Here is a 14,722-nt window from a genome sequence, read left to right as displayed (position 1 = left end):
ATCAACGCTCTGGGACAGACGCTGGCCAATACCCCGGTGCTGATCAGGTGCGCCATGTCGACCTTCTCGGGCAGTGACTTGCGGCTTCTCGCCATGGAATCCAGCCCTCCTTGTCTCGATGGAGGGGGATTATGCTTGTATTTTTTCTATGTGAACAGTATTGGGCTTAGCGCGGTGCCGGGCTGAATGCCCGATGAGGAAAAACCTCAGGCCAGCTCGTCGGCGCGGGCCTGGGCAGCCGCAAAGTCCAGATCGCCGCTGTAGATGGCGCGGCCGCAGATGACGCCTTCCACCCCCTCGTCTTCCACAGCGCACAGCTGCTCGATGTCGGCCATGCCAGACAGCCCCCCCGAGGCGATCACGGGGATGGTCAGCGCCTGCGCCAGCTTGACGGTGGCGTCGATGTTGATGCCCGAGAGCATGCCGTCGCGGCCGATGTCGGTGTAGATGATGGATTCGACGCCGTAGTCCTCGAACTTCTTGCCGAGGTCGACCACCTCGTGGCCGGTGAGCTTGCTCCAGCCGTCGGTGGCGACCTTGCCGTCCTTGGCGTCCAGGCCGACGATGATGTGGCCGCCGAAGGCGCTGCAGGCGTCCTTCAGGAAGCCCGGGCTCTTCACCGCGGCGGTGCCGATGATGACGTAGCGCAGGCCGCCGTCGATGTATTTCTCGATGGTGTCGAGGTCGCGGATGCCGCCGCCCAACTGCACCGGGATGTCCGCGCCGACCGCCGCCAGGATGGACTTGATCGCCGCGTAGTTCTGCGGCTTGCCGGCGAAGGCGCCGTTGAGGTCCACCAGGTGCAGCCGGCGCGCGCCCTGCTCCACCCATTTGAGGGCCATGGCGGCCGGGTCTTCCCCGAACGTGGTGGATTGGTCCATGTCCCCCTGTTTCAGGCGGACGCAGTGACCGTCTTTCAGGTCGATGGCGGGAATGAGGAGCATGGTGGGGGCAGAACGGAGGGCAGAGGATCGGGCCGGCGCCAGGCCGCGGGCTTCAGGGGTTCCAGTGGAGAAAGTTGCGGTACAACGCCAGTCCGTGCTCGGCGCTCTTTTCCGGATGAAACTGCGTCGCAAAAATGTTATCGCGTGCCACGGCGGCGGTAAAGCGCGCGCCGTAGTCTGCCTCGCCCGCAGTGTGTCGGGGATCAGATGGACGGGCGTAGAAACTGTGCACGAAGTAGAAATAGGCGCCGTCGGGCACGCCGGCCCATACCGGGTGCGGCGCGCCGCCGTGCGAGGTCTGGTACACCTGGTTCCAGCCCATCTGCGGCACCTTGAAGCGGCTGCCGTCGGGCTGCAGGCGGCCGGCCAGGTCGAACCGCAGGACCTCGCCCGGCACCAGGCCCAGGCCCTGCGTCGGCCCCTCGGCGCTGGTGTCGAGCAGCATCTGCATGCCGACGCAGACGCCGAACAGCGGCTTGTGCGCCGCCGCTTCGAGCACCGAGGCCTGCAGGCCGGAGTCGGCCAGCTCGCGCATGCAGTCGGGCATGGCGCCCTGGCCCGGCAGCACCACGCGCGCGGCCGCCCGCACCTCGTCGGGCTCGGACGTGACCCGCACCTGCCAGCCGGTGCCCGCGGCGGCGGCCTGCACCGCCTGCGACACCGAGCGCAGGTTGCCCATGCCGTAGTCCACCACGGCCACGGTTTTTGCTGCGTTATTCATAGCTATAAGCCTAGGCCCTTCCTGGGCTTCATGCGGTTTTGATGCAAAAAAAGGCTAGAGCGAGCCCTTGGTGGACGGGATGACGCCGGGCGCGCGCGGATCACGCTCGAGTGCCGCGCGCAGGGCGCGGGCGAAGGCCTTGAACACGGTTTCGGCCTGGTGGTGGGCGTTGGCGCCCTTGAGGTTGTCTATGTGCAGCGTCACGCCGGCGTGGTTGGCGAAGCCCTGGAAGAATTCGAAGGCGAGCTGGGTGTCGAAGCCGCCGACCATGCCGCTGGTGAAGGGCACGTGCATGTGCAGCCCCGGGCGGCCGGAGAAATCGACCACCACGCGCGACAGGGCCTCGTCCAGCGGCACGTAGGCATGGCCGTAGCGGCGGATGCCCTTCTTGTCGCCGACCGCCCGGGCGAAGGCCTGGCCGAGCGTGATGCCGACGTCCTCGACCGTGTGGTGGCCGTCGATGTGGAGGTCGCCCTCGGCGCGCACCTCCAGGTCGATCAGGCCATGGCGGGCGATCTGGTCGAGCATGTGGTCGAAGAAGCCGATGCCCGTGGCCAGCGTGGCATGCCCGCTGCCGTCGAGGTTGACGCGCGCGGTGATCCGGGTCTCTGCGGTGTTGCGCGCGACCTCGGCGATGCGATCGGGGGTGTCGGCGGAGGAAGGGGTGCTCATCGGTTCGGGGCGTGGGTGGGCGGGGGCGCTGCCAGGATGTGCCGCAGGGCCGCGAGCATCTGCGCATTCTCGCGCGCGGTGCCGACGGTCAGGCGCAGGCACCCGGCCAGCAGGGGATGCATTTTAGAAACGTTCTTGACCAGGATGCCGGCCGAGCGCAGCCCTTCGAAGGCCCGCAGCGCGCCCGCGTCGCCGCCGGGCAGGCGCAGCAGCAGCATGTTGGCGTCGCTCGGCCAGACTTTCGCGCCCGGCAGCAGCGCCAGCGTGGCCGACAGCGCGGCGCGCTCGGCGCAGATGTCGGCGGCCTGGGCCGCGAACACCTCGGCGTGCTCCAGCGCGAACAGCGCGCATTCGGCGTTGAGCACGCTCACGTTGTAGGGCGGGCGCACCTTGTCGATCTCGGCCACCAGCGCCTGGGGCCCGATCAGGTAGCCGATGCGCGCGCCGGCCAGGCCGAACTTGCTGAGGGTGCGGATCAGCAGCACGTGGCCGTGCGCCTCGGGCGCGCGGCGGATTTCGTCGAGCCAGCTGTGGCTGGCAAAGGGCTGGTAGGCCTCGTCGATCACCACCAGGCCGCCGGCCTCACCCGCCGCAGCGATCACGCGCGCCATGGCATCGGCCCGCCACAGGCCGGCGGTCGGGTTGTTGGGATAGGCCAGGTAGGTGATGGCGGGCCGGTGCCGGGCGATGGCGTCGCACATGGCGTCGGCGTCCAGCGCGAAGTCGGCGGTGAGCGGCACGCCGACGAAGCGCAGGCCTTGCAGCGCCGCGCTCATGGCGTACATCACGAAGCCCGGCAGCGGCGCCAGGATGGCCGGCGGCAGGCCGTCGGGCGTCTGCTCCGCCGGCACGTCGCAGGCCATGGCCAGCAGCGAGATCAGTTCGTCCGAGCCGTTGCCCAGCATCAGCGCCTGGCCTTCGGGCAGGCCGGCATGGGCGGCCAGCGCGCGCTTGAGCTCGTCGATGCGCGGGCCCGGGTAGCGGTTGAGCGCGAGCGCGCCCAGGCGCGCGCCGAGCGCGGCCTGCAGCGCGGGCGGCAGGCAGTGCGGGTTCTCCATGGCGTCGAGCTTGAGCAGGCCGGCGGCGTCCTGCACCGCATAGGCGTGCATGGACTGCACGTCGCGCCGGATGCGCTGGAGCGGGCGGCTCATTGAAGCACCTTCGTGCTGCGCACTGCGGTGCGAGCTTGTTTGGGAGCGGCCCGGCGCCGCGCTCATGGCGTGCCCCGCTGCGGCGGCACGTTCTTCAGGCGCAGTTCGGCCGCGCGGGCGTGCGCCTGCAGGCCTTCGCCGTAGGCGAGTTCGGCGGCGATCGGGCCCAGCATCTGGGCGCCGGCCTCGCTCACCTCGATGAGGCTGCTGCGCTTCTGGAAGTCGTAGACGCCCAGCGGGCTGGAGAAGCGCGCGGTGCCGCTGGTGGGCAGCACGTGGTTGGGGCCGGCGCAGTAGTCGCCCAGGCTCTCGCTGGTGTAGGCGCCGAGGAAGATCGCGCCGGCATGCTTCAACAAGGGCTCCCAGCGCTGCGGGTCGCGGCTGCTGACTTCCAGGTGCTCGGGCGCGATGCGGTTGCTGATGGCGCAGGCCTCTTCCATGTCGCGCGTGAGGATCAGCGCGCCGCGGCCGTTCAGGCTCCTGGCGATGATCCCGGCGCGCGGCAGCGTGGGCAGCAGGCGGTCGATGGCCGCCTGCACCGCGTCGATGTAGGCGGCGTCGGGGCACAGCAGGATGCTCTGCGCCAGCTCGTCGTGCTCGGCCTGGCTGAACAGGTCCATCGCCACCCAGTCGGGCGGCGTGCTGCCGTCGGCCAGCACCAGGATTTCGCTCGGGCCGGCGATCATGTCGATGCCGACGGTGCCGAACACGCGCTTCTTGGCGCTGGCCACGTAGGCGTTGCCGGGGCCGGTGACCTTGTCGACCTTGGGCACGGTTTGCGTGCCGTAGGCCAGCGCCGCCACGGCCTGCGCGCCGCCGATGGTGAAGGCGCGCGTGACGCCCGCCACATGGGCGGCGGCCAGCACCAACGGGTTCTTCTCGCCCCGGGGCGTGGGCACGACCATGATGATCTCGCCGACACCGGCGACGTGCGCGGGGACGGCGTTCATCAGCACCGAGGACGGGTAGGCCGCCTTGCCGCCGGGCACGTAGATGCCGACGCGGTCCAGCGGCGTGACCTTCTGGCCCAGCAGCGTGCCGTCCTCGTCGCGGTAGCTCCAGCTCTCGCCGCTGGCCTTCTTCTGAGCCTCGTGGTAGCGGCGCACGCGGCGCGCTGCCGCGTCGAGCGCGTCGCGCTGCGCGGCGGGCAGCGACTCGAAGGCGGCCTTCAGCTCGGCCTGGGTCAGCTCCAGCGCGCCCAGGCTTTGGGCCTGCAGGCCGTCGAAGCGGGCGGTGTACTCCAGCACCGCGGCGTCGCCGCGCTGCTGCACGTCGGCCAGGATGTCGGCCACGCGCTGCTCTATGGCGGCGTCGGTGTCGGCCGACCAGTGCAGCCGGGCCTGGAAATCCGCCTCAAAAGTGGCGCTAGCCGTGGAAAGACGCAGGGGTTTAGCTACAAGTTCCATAGCAATCATGCCTCAACGGAAATGGCGGAGGCGAAGGCGTCCACGATGCGGCGGATCGGCTCGCGCTTCAACTTGAGCGCGGCTTGGTTGACCACCAGGCGCGAGCTGATGTCCATGATGCGCTCGACCTCGACCAGGTGGTTGGCCTTGAGGGTGTTGCCGGTGGAGACGAGGTCGACGATGGCGTCGGCCAGGCCCGTGAGCGGCGCCAACTCCATGCTGCCGTAGAGCTTGATCAGGTCCACGTGCACGCCCTTGGCGGCGAAGAATTCGCGGGCGATGCCCAGGTACTTGGTGGCCACACGCAGGCGCGAGCCCTGCTTGACGGCGCTGGCGTAGTCGTAGTCGGCGCGCACCGCCACGCTGACGCGGCAGCGCGCGATCCTCAGGTCCAGCGGCTGGTACAGGCGCGAGCCGCCGCCGGCGGCCTCCATCTGGTGCTCCAGCAGCGTGTCCAGGCCGGTCACGCCCAGGTCGGCGCCGCCGTACTCGACGTAGGTCGGCACGTCGCTGGCGCGCACCAGCACCACGCGCACGTCGGCGTGGTTGGTGGGCAGGATCAGCTTGCGCGATTTCTCGGGGTCTTCCAGCACCTCGATGCCGGCCGCGGCCAGCAGCGGCAGCGTCTCGTCGAAGATGCGTCCCTTGGACAGGGCGAGCGTGATCACGGCGAGATCCTTTCGACGTCCGCGCCAATGCCGCGCAGCTTGGCTTCCATGCGGTCGTAGCCGCGGTCCAGGTGGTAGATGCGGTCCACCAGCGTCTCGCCCTCGGCCACCAGGCCGGCGATGACCAGGCTGGCCGAGGCGCGCAGGTCGGTGGCCATCACGGTGGCGCCCGACAGGCGCGGCACGCCCTCGACCACCGCGACCTTGCCGTCGACGCGGATCTGCGCGCCCAGGCGCATCAGTTCGTTCACGTGCATGAAGCGGTTCTCGAAGATGGTCTCGGTCACGGTCGAGGTGCCGCGCGCCACGCAGTTGAGCGCCATGAATTGCGCCTGCATGTCGGTCGGGAAGCCCGGGTATTCGGTGGTGCGGAAGGTCTGCGCCTTGAGCGCGCCCTCGGCCACGCCGGGCGAGCGCACGCGCACCCCGCCCTCCTCCGCCGTGATGGCGACGCCGGCGTCGCGCAGCTTCTCGGCCACGGCGTCGAGGTGGTCGATGCGCGCATGCCGCAGCAGCACGTCGCCGCCGGCGGCGGCGACGGCGCAGAGGAAGGTGCCGGCCTCGATGCGGTCTGCCACCACGGCGTGGCTGCAGCCGTGCAGCCGCTCCACGCCCTGGATGCGGATGCGGCTGCTGCCGTGGCCCTCGATGCGCGCGCCCATGGCGATCAGCATCTCGGCCAGGTCGCAGACCTCGGGCTCCTGGGCGGCGTTCTCCAGCACCGTCTCGCCCTCGGCCAGGGTAGCGGCCATGAGCAGGTTCTCGGTGCCGGTCACGGTGACCATGTCGGTGGTGATGCGCGCGCCCTTGAGCCGCCTGGCGCGCGCGACGATGTCGCCGTGCTCGAAGCTGATCTGCGCGCCCATGGCCTGCAACCCCTTGAGATGCTGGTCCACCGGGCGCGAACCGATGGTGCAGCCGCCGGGCAGCGACACGGTCGCCTCGCCGAAGCGCGCCACCAGCGGGCCGAGCACCAGGATCGAGGCGCGCATGAGCTTCATCAGGTCATACGGCGCCTCGCGCGCCGGCAGGGTGCCGGCCTCCAGCACCAGCCGGCCCGGGGCGCGCTCGGAGCGCACGCCCATGTGCTCGAACAGTTGCAGCGCGGTGCTCACGTCCTGCAGGCCCGGGACGTTGCTCAGGGTCACGGCGTCGGCGGTCAGCAGGGCGGCGAAAATCTCGGGCAGCGCGGCATTCTTGGCGCCCGAGATCGAGACCTCGCCCTGCAGGCGGCGGCCGCCGCGGATCAGCAGCTTGTCCATGGTTCAGCCCTTCTGCGCGCGGGCCCACTCGGCGGGCGTGTAGGTCTTCATGGACAGCGCATGGACCTCGTCGGTCTGCAGCCGCCTGCCCAGCGTGGCGTAGACCTGCTGGTGGCGCTGGATCGGACGCTGGCCCTCGAAGGCGGCGGACACGATGGTGGCGAACCAGTGCCGGCCGTCGCCTTCGAGCGCCAGGTGCTCGCAGGCCAGGCCGGAGCGGATGATGGAAGTGAGCTCGTCAGCAGTCATGGAAGTGGAAATTCATCGAAAAACACCGCGGAACCGGCTTCGCCGGGCCGCCGGTGCCGCCCCCGCAAGGGGGTTGGCGTAGCGACACGAAGGGCGCGCAGACTGGGGGCGAACCATGGTCAACCTCGGATCTTGTAGCCGATGCGCAGCAGGTGCAGCGCCAGCGCGCTGACCGCGACCAGGGCGCCCCCGACGATCGCCAGGCTCAGCCAGGGCGAGGCGTCGCTGACGCCGAAGAAGCCGTAGCGAAAGCCGTCGATCATGTAGAAGAACGGGTTGAGATGGCTCACCGTCTGCCAGAACGGGGGCAGCGAGCCGATGGAATAGAACACGCCGGAGAGGAAGGTCATCGGCATGATGAGGAAGTTCTGGAACAGCGCCATCTGGTCGAACTTCTCGGCCCAGAGCCCGGCGAGCACGCCCAGCGTGCCGAGCAAGGCCGAGCCCAGCAGCGCGAACGCCACGATCCACCACGGTGCCACGAAGGACAGCCGGGCGAAGAACAGCGCGGTCACGGCCAGCACGCCCAGGCCCACGGCCAGCCCGCGCACCACCGAGGAGCCGACGTAGGCCGCGAACCAGCCCCAGTGCGACAGCGGCGTGAGCAGCACGAACACCAGGCTGCCCATGATCTTGCTCTGGATCAGCGAGGACGAGCTGTTGGCGAAGGCGTTCTGCAGCACGCTCATCATCACCAGCCCGGGCACCAGGAAGGCGGTGTAGCTCACCGTGCCGTAGACCTTCACGTGGTCCTCCAGCGCGTGGCCGAACACCAGCAGGTACAGCACGGCGGTGAGCACCGGCGCGCCCACGGTCTGCAGGCCCACCTTCCAGAAGCGCAGCACTTCCTTGTAGAACAGCGTTTGCCAGCCAGTCATGCGCGTTGCCTCATACCGGGGACTGCCAGCGGTGGCCGCCGGCGGCGGACAGGTCGGTGGCCATGACTTCGAGGAAGACGTCCTCCAGGTCGGCCTTGCGGACCTCCACGTCCTCGACCGTGAGCCCGGCCCGGCGCACCTCGGCCAGCAACTGCTCGATGGCCACCGCGTCGGGCGCGGGCAGTTGCACGATGCGGCCGGTGATGCGCGCCTGGGCGGCCAGTGCCGGCGGCAACTCGCCGTCGACCTTGAAGCGCAGCACGTTGCCCGCGGCCATGCGGATCAGGTCGCTGGTGCGATTGAGGGCCACCAGCCGGCCCTTCTTGAGCATGGCGATGCGGCTGCACAGAGCCTCGGCCTCTTCCAGGTAGTGGGTGGTGAGCAGCACCGTGTGGCCTTCGCGGTTGAGCCGCGCGATGAACTGCCACAGCGTCTGGCGCAGTTCCACGTCGACACCGGCGGTGGGCTCGTCGAGCACGATGATCGGCGGCTTGTGCACCAGCGCCTGCGCCACCAGCACCCGGCGCTTCATGCCGCCGGAGAGCTGGCGCATGCCGGAGCCGGCCTTGTCGGCCAGGCCCAGGGCCTCGAGCAGCTCGTCGATCCAGGCGTCGTTGTTCCTGACGCCGAAGTAGCCGGACTGGATGCGCAGCGTCTCGCGCACATTGAAGAACGGGTCGAACACCAGCTCCTGCGGCACCACGCCCAGCGTGCGGCGCGCGGCGGCGAAGTCGGTCTGCACGTCGTGGCCGTCCACCAGGACCCGGCCCTGGGTGGCGCGGGCCAGGCCGGCGAGGATGCTGATGAGGGTGGTCTTGCCGGCGCCGTTGGGGCCGAGCAAACCGAAGAATTCACCCTGTGCGATGTCGAAACTGACGCCGTCGAGGGCCTGTAGCACGCCGCGGGAGGTCGAATACTGCTTGGAGACGGACTGGAAGGAGATCGCGGGCATGGGAGCCCGGTATTTTACGGGCTCGGGCCGCAGGGCCCGTCCGACCCGCTCAACCCTGGGCGGGGAGCAGCTCCGCTATGCCATACAGGCGGGCCAGACCCGCCAGGCGCGGATGCAGGCCGCGCACGGTGAAAGCACGCCCGAGCGACAGCGCCTCGCGCCGGCAGGCGAGCAGCACGGCGAGTGCCGACGAATCGAAGCTCGCCAGCGCCGAGGCATCGGCCACCACCGGCAGCGGCCCTGGGTGGAGGCCCTGGGTGAGCATGCGCAGGCAGGCCTGGGCCTGTGCATGGGTCAGTTCGGTCGGCAGCACCAGCGTCTGCTGCGCTGGCGCGGCGGGGCTGTCGGCCACCGCCGCGACGGCTGGCGCTGCTGCCTGCTTGGCCATGGGGATCAGCTCTTCTTGTCGTTGGACTGGTTGCGCTTGGCCAGCGTCTGGATCAGGCCGTCGATGCCGCCATTGCTGAGCTGCTGCGCAAACTGGCTGCGGTAGGTTTCCACCAGCCACACGCCGAGCACGTTGAGGTTGTAGATCTTCCACCCGGCGCCCTCGCCCGGGGTCTTTTCGAGGCGGTAGTCGAGCTGGATCGGGTCGCCGCGGCCGATGACCTCGGTGCGGACCACCACCTCCTTGTCGCTCGGATCGGCGCGCAGCGGTTTGACCGAGATGCTCTGGTCGCTCACCTGAGACAGCGCGCCCGCGTAGGTGCGCACCAGCAGGGTCTTGAATTCCTGCTGCAGGCGGCTGCGCTGCTCGGGCGTGGCCTGGCGCCACTGCGGCCCGACGGCGGCGGCCGTCATGCGCTGGAAGTTGACGCTGGGCATGATCTTGCTGTCGACCAGCGCGATCACCTTGCTGACGTCGCCGCTGCGCAGGCTGCTGTCGGCCTTGATCGCGTCCAGCGTCTCGGTGGACAGGCGCTTGATCAGCGCATCCGGCGCTTCATCGGCCGCGCGCACGGCCAGCGGCAGGGCCAGTGCGGCCATGGCGGCCAGGCTCGCGGCCATGCGGCCCAGGGAACGTCGATTCATGGTGACCTCTCTTTACTTCTTGCAACAGTTGGATCGCCCCGCGCCCCTCGCGCGGATCTGGCTTTCACTGTTCGAACATACATGGAATGGAGGGTTCCGGCCGTGCCTCGCGTAGATGCAACAGGCTGAAACCCGCCTACCGGAGCTTCAGCGGGAACGTCGGCACCCGGCTGTCGTCGATCTCGTAACCGGCATCACGGCCGTCCTCATCCGCGCCGCGCGGCTGGTTGCGGCGCAGTTGCAGGTACGAGTCACGGGTGAAGCTGTACTTGTCCAGTGCTGCTTCATCCAGGATCGCGCTGGCGCGCAGAAAGCTCGCGCGCGTATCGACGATGCGCAGCACGTAGAGCGAGTTGCGCACCGGCACGTCGTGCACGTGGGCCAGCAGGTTGCCCGCCGTGTCCACCGGCAGCGCGGCGGTGCCGCGCACCGTGGACGGCCCGAGCAGCGGCAGCACCAGGTAAGGGCCGGTCGGCACGCCATAGTAGGCCAGCGTCTGGCCGAAATCCTGCGGGTGCCGCTCGATGTCGGCGGCGCCGGCGATGTCGATCACGCCGCCCAGGCCGAACACGGTGTTGACCGCGAAGCGGATCCAGGTTTCGCCCGCATCGCGCACCTTGAGCTGCAGCAGGTTGTTGACGAAGGACCAGGGCTCGGTCAGGTTGCGGAAGAAATTGCCCACGCCGGTGCGCACCGGCGACGGCGTGACGTCGCGGTAGACGGTGGCCACCGGCTTGAACACGGCGCGGTCCAGCGCATCGTTGAACTCGAAGACGCCGCGGTTGAAGGGCTCGAACGGATCGCGCGGGTTCGGCGCCCGGCCTTCGGCGCCGGTGGTGGCGCAGCCGCCGGCCAGCATCGAGGCGGCCAGCGCGGCGGCGATTGCCGCTGCGCGGCGGGGGGATTGTTCGTGTTTTTTCATTTCTTGCTGCCCTGACTGGCACCAGGTGCCGGTTTTCCGCCATCCTCGGCCTTGTTGAAGAGAAACTGGCCAATGAGGTTCTCCAGCACCACGGCCGATTGCGTCGTGGTGATGACGTCTCCCTGCTCCAGGTTCTTGTCGTCCGCCCCGGCCTCGATGCCGATGTACTGCTCGCCGAGCAGGCCGCTGGTGAGGATCTTGAGCGAGCTGTCCTTGGGGAATTTGTAGCGGTTCTGCAGCGACAGGGCCACCGATGCCTGGAAACTCTTGTCATCGAACGTGATGCCGTCCACCCGGCCGACCACCACGCCGGCGCTCTTGACGGCCGCCTGCGGCTTGAGGCCGCCGATGTTGTCGAAGCGCGCGGTCACGGTGTAGGTGGACTGGAAGTTGAGCCGCAGCAGGTTGGCCGACTGCAGGGACAGGAACAGCACGGCTGCCAGCCCGAGCAGCACGAACAGGCCGACCCACACATCGCTTTTGGAGCGTTCCATTGATAACCCCTCAAATACTGAACATGAGCGCGGTCAGGATGAAGTCCAGACCGAGCACGGCAAGCGAAGACATGACCACGGTGCGCGTCGTCGCGCGCGAGACCCCTTCGGGCGTGGGTTTGGCCGTGTAGCCCTGCAGCAGCGCGACGAAGGTCACGGTGAGCCCGAACACCACGCTCTTGAGCACGCCGTTGCCGACGTCGCGCAGCACGTCGACCCCGCCCTGCATCTGGCTCCAGAAAGCGCCGCCGTCGATGCCGATCAGCACCACGCCGACCAGCCAGCCGCCGATGATGCCCACGGCGCTGAACACCGCCGACAGCAGCGGCAGCGCGATCACGCCGCCCCAGAACCGGGGCGCGAGGATGCGGCTGACCGGGTCGATCGCCATCATCTCCATGGCGCTGAGCTGCTCGCCGGCCTTCATCAGGCCGATCTCGGCCGTGAGCGAGGTGCCGGCGCGCCCGGCGAAAAGCAGTGCGCTGATCACCGGCCCCAGTTCGCGCACCAGCGACAGCGCCACCAGCAGCCCCAGTGCATCCGCCGCGCCATAGCGCTGCAGCGTGTAGTAGCCCTGCAGGCTGAGGACGAAGCCGACGAACAGGCCCGAGACCGTGATGATCGCCAGCGAATAATTGCCCAGGAAATGGATCTGCTCGGACACCAGCCGGAAGCGGCGCAGCGCCGTGCCGCTGCGCGCCAGCAGGCGCCAGAACAGCCGCGCCGCCGCGCCGATGCCGGCGAGCTTGCCGCGCACCGCGAAGCCGACGTCGGCGGGATGCCACCAGCGCGTGCTCATAGGCGCTTCCTCCCGGAGACCGGGCCGAAATCCTGCGCCGCCTCAGGCGCCGGGTAGTGAAAACGCACCGGACCATCGGCCTCGGCGTGGATGAACTGGTGCACCACCGGATCGGTGCTGGCACGGATCGCCTCGGGCGACCCCTGCGCGCCGATGCGCCCGGCCGCCAGCACGATGACGTGGTCGGCAATGGCCAGCGTCTCGTCCACGTCGTGCGAGACCACCACGCTGGTCAGCGCCATGGCGTCGTTCAACTGCCGGATCAGGCGTGCGGCGATGCCCAGCGAAATCGGGTCGAGGCCGGCGAAAGGCTCGTCGTACAGCACCAGCTCGGGGTCGAGCACGATGGCGCGGGCCAGCGCCACGCGGCGCGCCATGCCGCCGGAGATCTCGCTGGGCCGCAGGTCGCGCGCGCCGCGCAGCCCGACGGCATCGAGCTTCATCAGCACGATGTCGCGGATCAGATCCTCGCTCAGGTCGGTGTGCTCGCGCAGCGGGAAGGCGACGTTGCCGAACACGTCCAGGTCGGTGAACAGCGCGCCGAACTGGAACAGCATGCCCATGCGCCGCCGCGCCGCGTAGAGCGCGGCCTGGTCCATGGCGCCCACGTCCTTGCCGTCGAACAGCACCTGGCCCTTCTGCGCGCGGACCTGGCCGCCGATCAGCCGCAGCACGGTGGTCTTGCCGCCGCCGGAGGCGCCCATCAGCGCCGTGACCTTGCCGCGCGGAATGTCCAGCGATACCCCGTCCAGGATGACGCGCTCGCCGTAGCCGAACCTGAGGTCACGCAGGCTGACGAGCGGCGGCGGGCAAGAGGAGTCGGGCGGGGGAATGTCCATAAGGAAGCGGGCCAGGCACGGGGCAGCGCGGCATCATAGGGGATGGCGCAGGTTTAACCTACACGGGTGAATGTATCCCAGGCCGTTGCCACGGAAGCCGCGGCCGCGGACGTGCAGGCGCCCCGCCGCCGAGAAATCCACGCCAAAAAGGCGTGAAGCCCATGATATACCTGGGCTTCTAGCTATTAATTTAATAGCAAAAAAGAAACGGCGCCGATCAGGCGCCGCTTCCGCCGACAAGCCCGGAGCCCGATCAGCGCGGCAGATCGCTGAAGCCCATCAGGAATTCATCGACCGCGCGTGCGGCCTGGCGCCCTTCGCGGATGGCCCATACCACGAGCGACTGCCCGCGGCGCACGTCGCCGGCGGCGAAGACCTTGGGCACGTTGGTGGCGTAGCCGCCGTCGAAATCGGTGCTGGCCCTGGCGTTGCCGCGGGCGTCCTTCTCCACGCCGAAGGCCTCGAGCACCGGCGAGACCGGGCTGACGAAGCCCATGGCCAGCAGCACCAAGTCGGCCTTGAGGACCTGCTCGGAGCCGGGCACTTCGATCATCTTGCCGTCCTTCCACTCGACGCGCACGGTCTTCAGGCCGGTGACCTTGCCCTTCTCGCCGACGAATTCCTTGGTGGAGATGGCGAACTCGCGCTCGCAGCCCTCTTCGTGGCTGGAGCTGGTGCGCAGCTTGTAGGGCCAGTAGGGCCAGGTCATCGGGCGGTTTTCCTGCACCGGCGGCTGGGGCATCAGCTCGAACTGGGTGACGCTGGCCGCGCCATGGCGGTTGCTGGTGCCGACGCAGTCGCTGCCGGTATCGCCGCCGCCGATGACGATGACGTGCTTGCCGTCGGCGCGCAGCTGGCCCTTGACCTTGTCGCCGGCGTTGACCTTGTTCTGCTGCGGCAGGAATTCCATCGCGAAATGGATGCCGTCGAGTTCGCGGCCGGGCACCGGCAGGTCGCGCGACTGCTCGGCGCCGGCGGTGATCAGCACCGCGTCGAAGTCCTGCTGCAGTTGCCCGGGCGTGATCGTCTCCTTGGCCCAGTTGGTGACCCTGGAGCCCTTGCCCAGCGGATCGTCCTTGGCGCCGATGACCACGCCGGTGCGGATGGTGACGCCTTCGGCCTGCATCTGCGCGACGCGCCGGTCGATGTGCGACTTCTCCATCTTGAAGTCGGGAATGCCATAGCGCAGCAGGCCGCCGACGCGGTCGTTCTTCTCGAACAGCGTCACGTCGTGGCCGACGCGCGCGAGCTGCTGCGCCGCGGCCATGCCGGCCGGGCCGGAGCCGACCACCGCCACCCTCTTGCCGGTCTTGTGCTTGGCCAGGCGCGGCGCCACCCAGCCTTCGGCCCAGGCGCGGTCGATGATGGCGTGCTCGATCGACTTGATGCCGACCGGGTCGTCGTTCACGTTGAGCACGCAGGCGGCCTCGCAGGGCGCGGGGCAGATGCGGCCGGTGAACTCGGGGAAGTTGTTGGTCGAGTCCAGCACCGCCCAGGCGCTCTGCCAGTCCGACTGGTAGACCAGGTCGTTGAAGTCCGGGATGATGTTGTTGACCGGGCAGCCGTTGTTGCAGAACGGCGTGCCGCAGTCCATGCAGCGCGCGGCCTGCACCTTGGCCTGCGGCTCATCGAGGCCGACGACGAATTCCCTGTAGTGCTTCAGGCGCTCGGGCACGGGCCTGTAGCCCTCCTCGATGCGCTCGTATTCCATGAAGCCGGTGGTTTTTCCCATG

General features: G+C 69.1%; 17 protein-coding genes. All 17 read right to left on the bottom strand.

Annotated elements, in window-relative coordinates; translation table 11 throughout:
* Window positions 1-206: 206 nt before the first annotated feature.
* On the bottom strand, window positions 207-944 hold the full coding sequence (gene hisA, locus JHD63_RS04570) for a 1-(5-phosphoribosyl)-5-[(5-phosphoribosylamino)methylideneamino]imidazole-4-carboxamide isomerase (protein WP_198969558.1): 738 nt from the start codon (window positions 942-944) through the stop codon (window positions 207-209).
* A gap of 52 nt (window positions 945-996) precedes the next feature.
* The gene (hisH, locus tag JHD63_RS04565) at window positions 997-1,665 is read right to left on the bottom strand and encodes an imidazole glycerol phosphate synthase subunit HisH (RefSeq protein WP_198969557.1); all 669 of its coding nucleotides are present in this window, start codon (window positions 1,663-1,665) and stop codon (window positions 997-999) included.
* Window positions 1,666-1,719: 54 nt separating this feature from the next.
* Window positions 1,720-2,337, bottom strand: coding sequence for an imidazoleglycerol-phosphate dehydratase HisB (hisB, locus tag JHD63_RS04560; RefSeq protein WP_198969556.1), 618 nt, complete (start codon window positions 2,335-2,337; stop codon window positions 1,720-1,722).
* On the bottom strand, window positions 2,334-3,488 hold the full coding sequence (locus JHD63_RS04555) for a pyridoxal phosphate-dependent aminotransferase (protein WP_198969555.1): 1,155 nt from the start codon (window positions 3,486-3,488) through the stop codon (window positions 2,334-2,336). Before JHD63_RS04555 ends, hisB begins: the two co-directional genes overlap by 4 nt.
* A 62-nt stretch (window positions 3,489-3,550) precedes the next feature.
* On the bottom strand, window positions 3,551-4,894 hold the full coding sequence (gene hisD / locus JHD63_RS04550) for a histidinol dehydrogenase (RefSeq protein WP_198969554.1): 1,344 nt from the start codon (window positions 4,892-4,894) through the stop codon (window positions 3,551-3,553).
* Between the two features lie 5 nt (window positions 4,895-4,899).
* Window positions 4,900-5,562 carry an ATP phosphoribosyltransferase gene (gene hisG / locus JHD63_RS04545; protein WP_198969553.1) on the bottom strand — a complete coding sequence of 221 codons (663 nt, stop codon included), beginning with the start codon at window positions 5,560-5,562 and terminating at the stop codon, window positions 4,900-4,902.
* On the bottom strand, window positions 5,559-6,824 hold the full coding sequence (gene murA / locus JHD63_RS04540) for a UDP-N-acetylglucosamine 1-carboxyvinyltransferase (protein WP_198969552.1): 1,266 nt from the start codon (window positions 6,822-6,824) through the stop codon (window positions 5,559-5,561). The genes hisG and murA overlap by 4 nt, the downstream gene beginning before the upstream one ends.
* A gap of 3 nt (window positions 6,825-6,827) precedes the next feature.
* Complete coding sequence (locus JHD63_RS04535; protein WP_198969551.1) at window positions 6,828-7,073, bottom strand: BolA family protein; 246 nt, start codon at window positions 7,071-7,073, stop codon at window positions 6,828-6,830.
* 119 nt (window positions 7,074-7,192) lie between these two features.
* Window positions 7,193-7,951 carry an ABC transporter permease gene (locus tag JHD63_RS04530; RefSeq protein WP_198969550.1) on the bottom strand — a complete coding sequence of 253 codons (759 nt, stop codon included), beginning with the start codon at window positions 7,949-7,951 and terminating at the stop codon, window positions 7,193-7,195.
* Between the two features lie 10 nt (window positions 7,952-7,961).
* Complete coding sequence (locus JHD63_RS04525; RefSeq protein ID WP_198969549.1) at window positions 7,962-8,903, bottom strand: ABC transporter ATP-binding protein; 942 nt, start codon at window positions 8,901-8,903, stop codon at window positions 7,962-7,964.
* A 49-nt stretch (window positions 8,904-8,952) separates the two neighbouring features.
* Complete coding sequence (locus JHD63_RS23890; RefSeq protein WP_198969548.1) at window positions 8,953-9,291, bottom strand: STAS domain-containing protein; 339 nt, start codon at window positions 9,289-9,291, stop codon at window positions 8,953-8,955.
* A gap of 5 nt (window positions 9,292-9,296) precedes the next feature.
* Window positions 9,297-9,935, bottom strand: a complete 639-nt coding sequence (locus JHD63_RS04515; RefSeq protein ID WP_198969547.1) for an MlaC/ttg2D family ABC transporter substrate-binding protein — start codon at window positions 9,933-9,935, stop codon at window positions 9,297-9,299.
* Between the two features lie 136 nt (window positions 9,936-10,071).
* Window positions 10,072-10,857 carry an MlaA family lipoprotein gene (locus tag JHD63_RS04510; protein WP_198969546.1) on the bottom strand — a complete coding sequence of 262 codons (786 nt, stop codon included), beginning with the start codon at window positions 10,855-10,857 and terminating at the stop codon, window positions 10,072-10,074.
* Window positions 10,854-11,351: an outer membrane lipid asymmetry maintenance protein MlaD gene (mlaD, locus tag JHD63_RS04505; RefSeq protein ID WP_198969545.1), complete on the bottom strand. Its 498-nt coding sequence runs from the start codon at window positions 11,349-11,351 to the stop codon at window positions 10,854-10,856. Before mlaD ends, JHD63_RS04510 begins: the two co-directional genes overlap by 4 nt.
* Window positions 11,352-11,361: 10 nt before the next feature.
* Window positions 11,362-12,150 carry a lipid asymmetry maintenance ABC transporter permease subunit MlaE gene (mlaE, locus tag JHD63_RS04500; protein ID WP_198969544.1) on the bottom strand — a complete coding sequence of 263 codons (789 nt, stop codon included), beginning with the start codon at window positions 12,148-12,150 and terminating at the stop codon, window positions 11,362-11,364.
* Window positions 12,147-12,989 (bottom strand): ABC transporter ATP-binding protein, encoded by an 843-nt coding sequence (locus tag JHD63_RS04495; protein ID WP_198969543.1) that lies wholly within the window; start codon window positions 12,987-12,989, stop codon window positions 12,147-12,149. The genes mlaE and JHD63_RS04495 overlap by 4 nt, the downstream gene beginning before the upstream one ends.
* Window positions 12,990-13,242: 253 nt before the next feature.
* A complete protein-coding gene (locus JHD63_RS04490; RefSeq protein WP_198969542.1) occupies window positions 13,243-14,721 on the bottom strand; it encodes a glutamate synthase subunit beta in 1,479 nt (492 codons plus the stop codon).
* Window position 14,722 lies beyond the last annotated feature (1 nt).

This window comes from Xylophilus sp. ASV27 (genome assembly GCF_016428875.1).
GTDB lineage: Bacteria > Pseudomonadota > Gammaproteobacteria > Burkholderiales > Burkholderiaceae_C > Xylophilus.
This window is presented reverse-complemented; position numbering and strand designations above follow the sequence as displayed.